The sequence below is a fragment of the Dehalobacter sp. MCB1 genome (genome assembly GCF_003590275.1).
GTDB lineage: Bacteria > Bacillota > Desulfitobacteriia > Desulfitobacteriales > Syntrophobotulaceae > Dehalobacter.
In genome coordinates this window covers 179,498-191,802 of record NZ_LXPC01000013.1, presented here as the reverse complement: position 1 = coordinate 191,802, position 12,305 = coordinate 179,498, and the positions used below count along the sequence as shown (strand labels likewise).

Genomic DNA, 12,305 nt, shown 5'->3' with positions numbered 1-12,305 from the left:
TCCCTGTTATTCAGTCTTTGCCAAAAGTGCTAAGCATTGCCGCTAAGCCCGGTTTTCCTTATTTTCAGGTAAAAATACAGTGCCGCTAAACCAATCAACCCGTCAATAACGAAGTTGGCCAAAAAAATAAGGTAGGGCCGGTAAATGAAAAATAGAAACAGAGAAAGGATAGAAGATGCCAGTTTGGCATGGGCCAATAAAAACGGATAGCTGTGCTGCGCCGGGTTTCGGTACATCAGGATTGCAAGCAAAGTAACAAGGTACATGTAAGCAGCCGCCAGTATCAGATAAAACCCAGCGCCTTGCAACGGAGTTTCAGGCAATCCAAAATAAGCGGAAATATGGTTAAAGAATACCAGGGCCGCATTAGGAAAAAACAAAAAAATCAGGCCTACCACGGCAAATATTCCTGCTGCAAACAAGCTGAACCGTTTATACAAGCTCATAACCTATACCCCCATAACCCTATCGCCATTACTTCATTCCCGCCTCTTCCTCCGATGATTTCATCCCGATAACTTCATCCCTATAGCTTCATTCCAATCATTTCATTCCCACGGCTACATTCCGATAGCCTTACCCCTTATTATAGAGCCGGAAAAATTCGGACAACGGACTGAACCGGACTTCCTTCATCATCTCCAGCGTATCTTCTTTGCTAAGGGGCGATTGCCCTTTAGCATATTTTTTCAGCAACGCATAGTTTTTGTTCATAAAGCAGCTGCTTTCCGACGGAAAATGCGCTTTCATCTCCGAAAAAACGGCTTGCGCCGATTTATCCCGAACATTGCCGAAGGTTATCGGCGTAAATACACACGGGCTTACCTCGCCAAAGGCATCGATATAGACCATTTTATGGCCTGCATTACAGCCGAAATGCTCTCCCCCTTCAAAATGCCCAAGATAATTGACCGTGATTTTTCGCTCTTGATTGTATTTATCCTGCAAGTGCACAAGGCTCAAACGTTCTTCTTCAGTAAGGATTGCAGTCTCATGCCAAAAGGCCTCCACCGTGGGTTTGGTTTCACTCAGCCAGGCTTCATCAATCCCAAGGCTGATCAGGAACGCTAAAAATTTCTCGACCTGATTTTTCTGAAGCATCTCCCTGGAGATGACCGTCGATACACCGACATGGACACCTGTGCTTTTAAATATTTCGATCGCCTGAAGCGCCGCCCGGAAAGCCCCATGGCATCCTCTGATCCGGTCATGTTCTTCCTCCTGCCAATGGTCCAGGCTGATTGAGACATAGCAAAGGCCCGCCCGCTTCAGCTCCGCCGCCAGCTCTTGGGTAATGCCCATGCCTGTGGTAAACAGCTTAATGGCGCAATCATCTCCGGCGCTTTGGACGATCTCCACGAGATCTTTGTTCAGAAGCGGTTCCCCGCCGGTAAAGCCCAACCAGAAAACACCCATTTTCTTTAGATCCTGAATAAGCTGCTTGATTTCTGCCGTATTGAGAAGTTCCCCGCTTCGGTTCTTATTGTAACAATAGGCACAATGTTGAGGACAAGCATCGGTCAGGCTGATTTGAGCATGGGAGGGCCCCTCCGTCCTTGCCAGAAGGTGCTCGTTGATAAAGCGGGTAAAGGCTTTGCTGTTTATCGGGGGCAAATGGGAATGAAGGACCAGCTGCCCGCCAACATTCAGCAAACGGAACTTCCCCATGTATTTCACCAGGAACCAATTGATTGAAGGTTTGACCCTGATAATTTGCTTGTTTGCCCATAGCGATCTGGCTAAGGCAATCTTATTCTTGAATTCGGACATGGCCGGCTCCCCTTACATTCCATATATTTCTACTTGATAGTTTATCATAATTATACTTACATCACCATGCCTTGACCTGCCTGTAATTTATAATGGCGATACGGTGACCAGTGAGGAGATGGTAAATCCACGCCTTGATAGGTGTGGATTTTTTATTTATATGGGCCACAAATGGTGTAGCCTACCTTATATGTCCCTGCGGGCAAATGTCCGGACTCCCAGCAGCAAAATCAGAAGTACATATACGGCGCAGTAAACGAGCATCAGGGCGCTCGGCGAGCCACTGCCATAGAAGACGGAGGTGGGATCAAAAGGCGTTGCACTGCTGCCGGCAAGGAGTGTGTTTACCGGAACAGATTATAATTGCAGGCGGCATAAAAACTGCATTTCGTAAGCCAGGCATCCGGATGATGGATTTGGGTCCAATCCAAGTTGTATAAGCGGAGAAATACTTCCTGAGCAAGATCTTCGGCTGTGGGGATGCTTCCGGTGAAACCGGAAATTTTGGCATATCAGCTTATTCAGCTCTTATAAATTGTATCTTATATTCTTCAAATATTCTATGGAGAAAAAACCTGGCCGCCCACACCAGGTTTCTTCTTTTATATTAAGAGGAGCTTTATGGCACTATACATCATATGGCCTGTCTCGCTTATTGGTCCAAAATTTTTTATGAATTACTTTCATTTTGTGTTAGAATATAGTCCTTACGGTTTGTCCGATCAAGCAGACCGACCTTAAGGATATTTTAAATGGTAAGGTATCAGCTATGATTTTCTTTGGACATTTGGGATTGACAGGGTTAGCTGCCAAAGCAGCTGAAAAATCCTTAGGAAACATTCAAATTGATTATAGAGTCGTCTTTGTCGGGTCCATTTTGCCCGATTTGATTGATAAACCGATCGGCCGCTTTTTGTTTGCAGAAACCTTTCATACCGGCAGGGTATTTGCACACACCGTATTGTTTCTGTTTCTCTTATTGGGGATCGGATACTACCGTTGGCAGCGGTACCGAAAGAATGGCTGGCTGGTGCTGGCCGGAAGCTGTCTTTGCCATGACATCTTTGACGCCATGTGGGTGATTCCTCAGACATTTTATTGGCCGCTTCATGGCCTGAAATTTTATGCGTCAACCGAAGCGTCATGGATTCAAGCAGATTGGACCAGCCTAATGACTGATCCGGCATCTTATGTACCGGAGATTACAGGGCTATCAATCATCCTGTATTTCCTCCGAAAACTGATTGTACACCATAGAGTTAAGGTCTTCCTTAAAAACGGGGTACTATAAGCATCTTCAACCTACGACATTAAAAACAAAACGCTATAACAAAAGCAAAAAAAACATTAACATCCGGGAGCCAAGGCTTCTAAAGCTTCCTCGAGACTGCTCTTGATCGGACTCCCAGAACTGAACGTGAAAACGAATATCCTCAATTATATGGAAAATTATGTTACCATTAATTAGTTAAGCAAGTTTTACTTAGGCGTCTATCTTATTTTAAGGTTCCACCGATTGGAAATCCATAACTTTATCAACAACGTCTTCAATTACGGGCGTATTATTTGAATCGGCAATGTCGACGGGCGTAAATTATTACGAAATAGATTCTGCCCTTTGGAACATACTAATTGGAACATACGAATTCAAGACAAAAAGGGGTGAGACTATGGTCCCGGATAAAATCTTCTATGAACCGGCAGTCCTTGATTATAAACTGGGGAAAAAATTAAAGGATCAATTTGCACAAATCCCCTGGATTCCGATAGAAAACCACAATAACATTGAGTCATTGCGGCAAAATGAAAACCGTGAATTCGCTAGGATGAAGCGGCATCTTATCATCGGCGTCCGAAAATCGTTAACCTATACCCCTAATCACAAAGTCTCCGATTACCTGGTTCCGTATACGTCCTCCGGCTGCAGCGCCATGTGTCTTTACTGCTATCTGGTCTGCAATTACAACAAATGTTCCTATCTCCGGCTCTTCGTCAACCGGGAGCAAATGATGGAAAAGCTGCTTAAAACGGCACGGAATTCGGATAAAGACCTTGTCTTCGAAATCGGCAGTAACAGTGATCTGGTGTTGGAAAATACCGTCACCGGCAACCTGGAATGGACGATCGAGTGCTTCAGTCTGAGCGAAAAAAGCTTTTTGACCTTTCCAACCAAATTTGATCATATTGGCCCTTTGCTCCCCTTAAATCATCGGGGCCGTATCCTGATACGCATGAGTATGAACCCCCAGGAGATCATCCAAAAAGTCGAGTTCGGAACCTCCTCATTGCAAACACGGATCGCAGCGCTTAACCAGATGGGTGACGCCGGATACAAAGTGGGGATACTGATTGCCCCCGTCGTCCTTGTGGACAACTGGAAGGCGCTCTATGGTCAGCTGATCGATGAATTGGCTGACAAGCTCTCCGAGAATACCAAAAAGCACTTGTTTATTGAAATCATTTTTATGACCTACAGTTATGTGCATCACGCCATCAACACCGAGGCCTTTCCGAATGCGCTGGAATTATACGATAAATCCCTGATGACCGGGCGCGGCAGAGGAAAATACTGTTACCGTCCTGAAGTGCGGGGGGAAGCAGAGCAATTCTTAACAGAACAGCTTGCGCAAAAACTTAAAGATGTTCCGATCCTGTATGTGGTCTAATCGCAACAAGCTGGATGAGGGGGAATTACAGATCCGGTTTAATCATTATGTTTGATTTTTTCTTTATTGCAATAATCCCTGTTCAATCGCCAATTCTATGACCGCATCGAGGTAAGCATCTAAGACGGCCGCAAAATCCGTATTGGTGATCTCCGCTGCACGGTTGCCGTATCACCGTTTATGGTTGAAGATACAATGTTATAATCGAGTTTTGCGAAGAAAGAGGCAATGATTCCGGTTATCTCCACTCTGGACTCCATACATCAACCCCCTCATATTAAAAAATGCGCCTGGAAAGGCGCATTTAATCAATTCCCATCAAGGCTTCTTTTTGATCTCCTCTTCCACTTCTTGGGTGCCTTCCAGGCAGTATCTTTCTTCATCAGGCACCAGCTCTTTCCGTAATCTCAGAAATTCCCCGGCATGTACACATTCTTCATTCACGATATCCTTCAACACTTCGATGGCCAGTTGATGATCTATTGATTCCGCAAGCTGCCTATAAAGCTGGATCGCTTCAAACTTACCACTTACCTCGTCCAACATGGCCTGCGATTTCTGCTTTGCTTCTTTGTTTGATGACCCAGGCCTCGTCATGAGCTTGTTTAAACAAAGCAACGCATGGCGGGTCAAGATTGATCTCAATGCCTTCTTTGGCTAAATCTTTTATTCTCATCGCTAATTTGATGATTTCCATGTGGATGTCATTGGTCCGGTCTGAATCCAGGATCTTTTTGGCATCTTCTTCAGATAAGAGGTTGAATTTTTCCTTTGGCGCCCCACATTTCGGACAAAAATCGGGGGCCGCGCTTCCCTCATGAACATAACCACAAACAGAACATTTCCATAACATTGTTATTTCCTCCTATTTTTTATTTTTTGTTTTATCTTCTTTATGTTTCCTGAACTGTTTTAATCGGTTCGGCCGCCGCATGTATCCCTGCAATATGACCGAAAGTCATTGCGGGGCCGATGGTGCTTCCCGCCCCCCAATAGGCATTGGCTGTCGGCGAAGCAATGCAGTTTCCCGCGCCATAAAGACCTGGAATCGGATTCCCACGAACATCCAGGACTTGGGCACGACGGTCAATGACGGGTCCGCCATTGGTATCCAGTGTCCCCGCTCCAAGGATAACCGCATAGTACGGCCCATGATCACTTAGCGGATACATACAATAATTCCGGCTTCCTTCCGGAGGCCAAGGGGCGCCGGGAACCGTCGGCGGAAATGTTGTCCATTCCCTGTCATACGTGTAATCTCCCCGATGAAAATCCTCATCTCTGCCGTTTTTGGCAAATTCGTTAAAACGGGTCACCGTATTTTTTAAGTTTTCCAGAAAATCAGGGGCCAGCCCAAAGCCTCCGGTATGTTCGGCTAATACCGACAACCGCTGAGATAATGATCGCGTGAGCTCCTCCAGCGTAGCCCCTGAAATGATATAGGAGGGAAGCGCATTGCTTTGAAGCGGGTACGGCGGAAATCCCTGCCATAATTCAGCCGTCCTCTGGTCATAAATCATAAACACCAGCATGTTTGTCCATTCCGCACGCTGAGGGTCCCAAACGAAGTGGGTCATGGCTCGATCCGTATAATTTCTTTTTTCATCCATGATGCGTTTACCATAACGGTTGACTTCAATGACACTGTCACCGGGAATATAAAATACGTTATTCGAACCTCCAGGATAGGCAAGGGCATTTTCCAGTATACTTTCTGCTCGGAAAGCACCGGCCATATTACCGATCTTTGCGCCGATTTCCACTGACATCGTAATGAAGTCGCCGGTATTCGTCGGTGCGGAGCAGCCCCCAAAGTGAGGCCCCCGCTGGAAATGAAGCATTAATTCCGAGTTGTGGGAATAACCTCCGCTGCCAAAAATAGCTGCCCTGCGCGCTCTGAACCTGATGATTTCTTTTCCTCCCCTGACGACTTCCAGCCCGACCACTTCTTTCCGATCGTTCTGCAGGATATGGATAACCTGATGATCCGTCATGATCTTTATCCCATTTGCTTTCGCCCAATCCTCCAGTTGTCTGATCAGTTCAAAGCCGTAACTCTGCATCCCTTGGGGATTTTTTGCGTACAAAACGCGTCCCCGGACTCCTTTGTTTTCCGGAAGATGATCCATATAATCCACCTGGGGTTTCCCTTTCCAGTTGATTTCCTGAATGCTGCTCAGGGCACCGCATTCAGCTAGAAACTCTACTGTCTCCGACGCTCTGTCGTACATTGCTTCGATCAGTTCATACGCGTTCTGCGGAATCCCCAACCTGAAATCCTTTGGGTTGTACAGATGGGGATAGGAATATCGTGACATATAGCGAAGGGCATCCTCTTTTTTATCTTCAATCCCCCGTTCACGTTGAAACCGATTGTTTGGTGTCCAATAACCGCCCCCCGATCGAATGGTCGTTCCACCGATGGAAGACGCTTTTTCCAGCATGATAACACTGGCTCCCTGCTTTCTTGCAGTGATTGCTGCCGAAAATGCAGCCGCACCGCTTCCCACGATAAGAATATCTGCTTCATCATCAAAGGTAGACGATCTTGTGGACGGAGGGCTATTCAAGCCATGAGCATCTTGACCAGGATCAGCAAGTAATTGAAATTTCTCCTTTGGCGCACCGCACATGGGACATTTTTCTGGTGGTTCAGCCCCCTCATGGACGTATCCACAGACAGTACAAATCCATTTTTTCATAGTTTCAATCCTTCTTTCTCTTATGTACTGTTGAATGGAAAAGGTTTTTGTTGTTATTGTAACTGGTCGAGATCATATTTATATGCAGTTACTTTTTGAACATAAGCATCATTTTCATAAGAGCCGCTGTCATTGAGGAGAATTTTGCTGCTTTCAATTCCTGTTTGTCTGGATAGTATGATGAGATCAAAGACCATCTCATCAGGATATCCTTGCCCGGTCCAATAGTTACGATCATCAATCAGCTCTTGAATTGCGCTATTAATGTCCTGAGGTTGCGCATCATTAATTCCATCTACTTGGAAAATCGCTAAAACTAACTCATACGATAAATTGTTTTTCTCACACTGTTTCCAAATATCACGCTGCATTTTTTCCGGAATAGGTATCTTATAAATTGGCACTTTATCATCTGCAGAAAAAACTTCAGCTGACGTATGAACAGGGCCAGGGCAAATCAAGATTAGGATAAGAATTAAGATGATGAGAACTTGTTCTTGAATCCATTTTCTTAAACGAAACATGATTTTCACCCCTATCTATTAATCCAACTGTGATTACCCTGCCGATTTCTACATCCTTACTTTTTAGTTGACGATAATCTTCCCCTTCATGTATGGGTGATAGGTACAGATATAATCAAATGTACCTGTATCACTGAAGGTTTGTTGATACGATTGGCCCTGTTTCAAGCGTCCGCTGTCGAAAGACTTACCTGTAGCCGTATGATCCATTGCATCCTTATTAATCCAAATAATGGTTTCACCCTTTTGTATGGTTATCTCGGCTGGTTGGAATTGATTATTCTCAATAAGTACCGAATTCTTCTCAGGCGCTTGGGCAGACGGCTGCCCGCTCTTAGCAGGACTGCACCCTGTAAGGATTATGGTCAGTATCGCCAACAGGATGCTGATATACAGAAGCATCTTTTTCATAAACAAACCCTCCATTTTCATAAACTTTTACAATCTAAATATTCCCCAATAGAGCCCTATTGCCATAGAACCATGGATCATTGCTAGCAGAAGAATGACGTATCCCATGATCCGGTGCCATCGAAAAGGAATAGGGACGATTCTTCTCGCAACAAGAATCTGAAAAACGATCAGTAAGAATAATAGCAAACCCAGCCAGAGATGGAGCGGTTTTCCCATGATTATCGGTATCATCATGCTTTTACACTTCCAGCCTTGCTATCTTCATACTTTCGGCTATTGCTGATGGCTAGTTCATCATTACCTTCCAAGCGCTGCATGTTATCTTTACCATATAATCCTTTTATGATCGCTCTAATGATCTTTACTTCCTTTTCATTGTTGAATGAATAAAGTATTTGCATATTTTCGCCCTCATTTCTCAACAAACTTTTATGGATATTAAGAATGATAACAAAAAAAAATGTCATTATTATGACATTTTTCTTCCATTTAGCCTCTATTATTTTCACAAGGTCCTCATATCACATGGTCTTCATAGAAAGTCCTTGGACGTAGTTGTACGCATCTTCTTTGATTCGTGCCAGGTGATGAACTTCTCGAGTTTGCCCTGAAGAGTCCCGAAATTTATGGGCTTAGAAATATAGTCATCACATCCTGCGCGGAAAAACTCCCGGATATCTTCCCGGAAAGTCGTGGCCGTTTGCATAATGACGTGAATGCCTTTCAGCGCCGGATCCTCTCGGATCAATTTAAGTATCGTCATCCCATCCATCACCGGCATCTGAGAATCTAACAGCACGACATGAAAACTTTCTTCATGTAACAACTTCAGTGCAGCCTCTCCGTTTTCGGCTTCCTGATAATTGAGATTCATCCGGTTAAGAAAATAAGCAATCAGTTTCCGATTCTCCACGTTATCGTCTACCACCAGGATTCGTAATTTCCCTAAGGCCTGCTTCTGTTTTTCTAGATGGAGCTTTTTCATATCAAAATACGCTTTCGGAATCAATCCCAATATTTCCTTCACCTCGGAGAATCTCTTCCTGACCTTCTCCATATCGGGTGGTTTTTTTCTTAGTTCCGCCTCTATTTCAGCGGATTTCAGATAGACCTCCGTCATTTGCAGTGTCCCAGCGCTTCCTTTTAGAGAATGCGTCAGAGACTGGGCTTTTTCGATCACTTGCTCAACAAGGGCATTCTCCAGGGCCTCTATTCTTATCACGATACGGTTCAGGCACTCCAGCAGCATCTCAGGAGTTCCCATCTCCTCTTCTGCTTTGTTAAGCCATCTTTCCACCATGGCTGTACCGAAGGCCTCCCTGCCTTGCATGACTTGACGGATAAACGAATAGAAGTCGTCTTCTTGATTGGGCTTTCCGTATTTCAGGGCATTGGCGTCCGCCTGAAAGCTGATTCGATCCGACCTGCATTTCTTCAGGCGGATGACTGGGACGAATGCTGTCCGAAAATCCTGTTTCAAATCATCAGCCAACAGCTTCATTGTGCTGCTTCCGGTATTTTCATACAGTAAGACAATGTCGGCCCTACCGATCATCATGCTGTCTTTTGTTTTAGCATCGAAAGGAAGTACCTTTATTGCAACCCCATCGCAGGAACCTCGTTTCACGATGTCTTGAACAACTTCCATATCAATCGGTTTGCTGCTGTCCACAATCAGGAATATAATCCGCTCAGTGCTATTCGGTTCAGTTCCCGCTAAGACCGGTTCGATATAATCCTGTAATTCTATTTCCCCGGCTTCAGCCGGCAGGGATACAATAAATTCAGAACCCGTACCGGTGCTTTCATACCGAATGCTTCCGCCCATCACGTCCAGCAGGTTTTGCGTGATGGACAGTCCCAAGCCGGTTCCCCCATATTTTCTTGCATAAGAAGTATCGGCCTGCTCAAAAGCGGAGAAGATTACGATTTGTTTATCCTCTGGAATTCCGATGCCGGTATCTTTAACGATGATTTCCAGCTGCCCGTTCCGGTAGGTAACCCGGATACTCACGCCGCCAAACTCGGTGAATTTGAATGCGTTCCCCGTCAAATTGACCAAGACTTGCATGATCCGGTGTTCATCACCTACGATGATTTCAGGAACAGAAGAATCCATATACACTTCCCAGAATAGGCGGCGTTCCTGCGATTGAATCATAAACATTTTTTTCAGGTTTTCCAGCAGTTTGCGTATGGAAAACCTTTTTTGTTCTATTTGGATCATACCGGCTTCGATCTTAGAGAACTCGAGAATATTATTGATCAGGTTCAGAAGATGGCTGCCGGCATTTTTGATGATTTCAAGTTTTTCCCGTTTCTCAGCGGCCTTCTCCTCCTCATACAGGATATTTGTAAACCCTATGATTGAGTTGAGCGGTGTGCGGATTTCATGGGACATATTTGCTAAGAAACGGCTTTTCATGTTGTTGGCTGCTTCAGCCGCATTTTTGGCGTCTTTAAGCTTGATTTCATTAATGGTCAGTTCACGGAAGATTGAATTATAGGGGTCTTCAATCCCGGTCTTAACGATGGCACGGTACATGAGGTAGAAGGAGATGATTTTAAAGTAATGTCCGACCATATTCAGGATGCCAAAGTTATCACTATAGAGAGTAAAAGACAGTTCCTGAAAGATCGTGAAGACCATCGCGGCTATCAACAATTTATAAGTCTTCTCATCGAAATTTTTTCTGTTCTTCCAAAGCAACAAAATACCGGTTATTAAAATAGAACAAACGATGTATTCGCTGATGATCTTAAATTCTGTTTGTCCTTGGTTGGCAATAAAACAGACCGGGAAGATTTTCCATACAAAGATAGAGGCCAAAAGGACCGCTGTTATAAGGAAATAGATGACGATGATTCCCCGGGTCCCGACCCTGTGTATCATTTGGTTAACCCTTTCAGGCCAAGCGAATGCGACCAGCAAGGTCAGGCTTTCCATATATCGCGCCGCAATCCATAACTGATTGGCATAGAAGTCGTAATCCTTAAAAATAGACATCCCCTGATACGAAAGCGTATGCAAAAGATCGATCATGGCAACGAAAAGGTAGCCGATGCTAATAAACACCAGCACTTTGTTTTCCATAAATTTTTTGGAATTCCACATGATCAGAAAAAGGGTCCCGGCGATGGCAATGCTGAATAATTCCACTAAAGAATGAAACAGTAAGTAATTGAACCTTCTGATAAAAAACAGTCCAACGACGATCATCATCGCGCCAATCATATAATTCAGCGGATTTTCTTTCGCATTTTCCATAAAACACTTCCTCGGTGAAGGGTTCGGTTCCGCTATATTTTTGGACGGTGCTCCGAACAATAATTTAATTATAATGTCCTTTATTAGATGATGATAGATATTAATCCTTCTTTCTCCAATAAATGTTCTTTTATGGATGATTTATACTTTCTGATATACTAACAAAAAAAAATGTCATTATTATGACATTTCTATTTTATTTAGGATCTATGTCTACCAGTATCTAATTAAAAAAATTAAAAGAGCTGATTCTTTACAGGGGCTTCACTCCCAGTTTGTATCCGACTCCGTGTACCGTTTTGATGTAATAGGGATTGGCAGCATCCGGTTCAATCTTTTCCCGCAGACGTTTTACCAGCGAGGCAACGACTGAATCACTTCCAAAATAGTCAGTTTCCCAAATTTGGTTAAGGATCAAGTCTTTCGTAAAGACCTGATCAGGACGGTTGGCAAGTAACCAGAGAAGCGCATATTCCTTGGGGGTCAGATCAATCTCCTGGCTTCTTACCATGGTTGTGCGGCTGGTATTATTAATCGTCAGGCCAGGAAGTTCCACGATATCTCGAATGTTTTCCAATCGCCCATGTTCTTTAACCCGGCGCAATACCGCTTTAATACGTAAGATAAGCTCCGTACTGTCAAACGGCTTGGTGATATAGTCATCACATCCTAAAATAAGTCCGGAAATCTTATCTGCATGATCTTCCTTGGCCGTTAAAATGATAATCGGCAGATTACTTTCTTTCCGTATTTTGCGGATGACTTCAAATCCATCCATCCCGGGCATCATGATATCGAGCAACAGCAGATCCGGTTTGTAATTCCGATACTCCGCGCTGACTTCCGTACCGTCTCCAACAACCTTTACATCATATCCTTCGCGGCTTAATAAGATATGCAAGAATTGCCGGATACTGGTGTCATCTTCTGCAATCAGAATTTTTGTTTTCAAGATGACGAC

At 44.3% G+C, this 12,305-nt stretch carries 15 protein-coding genes; 2 read left to right on the top strand and 13 right to left on the bottom strand.

Features of this window, described 5'->3' with window-relative positions; genetic code table 11:
• Positions 1–29: 29 nt before the first annotated feature.
• From A7K50_RS10890 to A7K50_RS10875, 3 genes are all read right to left on the bottom strand, one after another.
• Positions 30–446, bottom strand: a complete 417-nt coding sequence (locus tag A7K50_RS10890) for a hypothetical protein (RefSeq protein ID WP_119776187.1) — start codon at positions 444–446, stop codon at positions 30–32.
• A gap of 130 nt (positions 447–576) precedes the next feature.
• The gene (locus tag A7K50_RS10885; protein WP_119776185.1) at positions 577–1,770 is read right to left on the bottom strand and encodes a radical SAM protein; all 1,194 of its coding nucleotides are present in this window, start codon (positions 1,768–1,770) and stop codon (positions 577–579) included.
• Between the two features lie 344 nt (positions 1,771–2,114).
• Entirely contained in the window at positions 2,115–2,273 is a 159-nt protein-coding gene (locus A7K50_RS10875) for a sigma factor (RefSeq protein WP_348980853.1), read from the bottom strand.
• 266 nt (positions 2,274–2,539) lie between these two features.
• Between A7K50_RS10875 and A7K50_RS10870 the strand changes: the two genes are divergently transcribed.
• Complete coding sequence (locus tag A7K50_RS10870; protein ID WP_119776183.1) at positions 2,540–3,061, top strand: metal-dependent hydrolase; 522 nt, start codon at positions 2,540–2,542, stop codon at positions 3,059–3,061.
• Between the two features lie 379 nt (positions 3,062–3,440).
• A complete protein-coding gene (locus tag A7K50_RS10865) occupies positions 3,441–4,436 on the top strand; it encodes a spore photoproduct lyase family protein (RefSeq protein WP_119776182.1) in 996 nt (331 codons plus the stop codon).
• A 119-nt stretch (positions 4,437–4,555) separates the two neighbouring features.
• On the opposite strand, the gene A7K50_RS10860 is transcribed toward A7K50_RS10865, so the two are convergent.
• The 10 genes from A7K50_RS10860 to A7K50_RS10815 form a co-directional block, all read right to left on the bottom strand.
• Positions 4,556–4,696 carry a hypothetical protein gene (locus A7K50_RS10860; protein WP_243103726.1) on the bottom strand — a complete coding sequence of 47 codons (141 nt, stop codon included), beginning with the start codon at positions 4,694–4,696 and terminating at the stop codon, positions 4,556–4,558.
• Positions 4,697–4,754: 58 nt separating this feature from the next.
• Complete coding sequence (locus A7K50_RS10855) at positions 4,755–4,982, bottom strand: hypothetical protein (protein WP_243103725.1); 228 nt, start codon at positions 4,980–4,982, stop codon at positions 4,755–4,757.
• Positions 4,960–5,289: a rubredoxin-like domain-containing protein gene (locus A7K50_RS10850; protein WP_119776178.1), complete on the bottom strand. Its 330-nt coding sequence runs from the start codon at positions 5,287–5,289 to the stop codon at positions 4,960–4,962. Before A7K50_RS10850 ends, A7K50_RS10855 begins: the two co-directional genes overlap by 23 nt.
• A gap of 40 nt (positions 5,290–5,329) precedes the next feature.
• Entirely contained in the window at positions 5,330–7,138 is a 1,809-nt protein-coding gene (locus A7K50_RS10845) for an FAD-dependent oxidoreductase (protein WP_243103724.1), read from the bottom strand.
• Between the two features lie 53 nt (positions 7,139–7,191).
• Positions 7,192–7,662: a hypothetical protein gene (locus tag A7K50_RS10840; RefSeq protein WP_243103723.1), complete on the bottom strand. Its 471-nt coding sequence runs from the start codon at positions 7,660–7,662 to the stop codon at positions 7,192–7,194.
• A gap of 63 nt (positions 7,663–7,725) precedes the next feature.
• Positions 7,726–8,073: a cupredoxin family copper-binding protein gene (locus A7K50_RS10835; RefSeq protein WP_119776177.1), complete on the bottom strand. Its 348-nt coding sequence runs from the start codon at positions 8,071–8,073 to the stop codon at positions 7,726–7,728.
• A gap of 27 nt (positions 8,074–8,100) precedes the next feature.
• The gene (locus A7K50_RS10830; protein ID WP_119776175.1) at positions 8,101–8,310 is read right to left on the bottom strand and encodes a hypothetical protein; all 210 of its coding nucleotides are present in this window, start codon (positions 8,308–8,310) and stop codon (positions 8,101–8,103) included.
• Entirely contained in the window at positions 8,307–8,585 is a 279-nt protein-coding gene (locus A7K50_RS10825; RefSeq protein WP_119776174.1) for a hypothetical protein, read from the bottom strand. Before A7K50_RS10825 ends, A7K50_RS10830 begins: the two co-directional genes overlap by 4 nt.
• A 23-nt stretch (positions 8,586–8,608) precedes the next feature.
• On the bottom strand, positions 8,609–11,344 hold the full coding sequence (locus A7K50_RS10820) for an MASE3 domain-containing protein (RefSeq protein WP_119776172.1): 2,736 nt from the start codon (positions 11,342–11,344) through the stop codon (positions 8,609–8,611).
• A gap of 253 nt (positions 11,345–11,597) precedes the next feature.
• A complete protein-coding gene (locus tag A7K50_RS10815; RefSeq protein ID WP_119776171.1) occupies positions 11,598–12,296 on the bottom strand; it encodes a response regulator transcription factor in 699 nt (232 codons plus the stop codon).
• Positions 12,297–12,305: the final 9 nt, after the last annotated feature.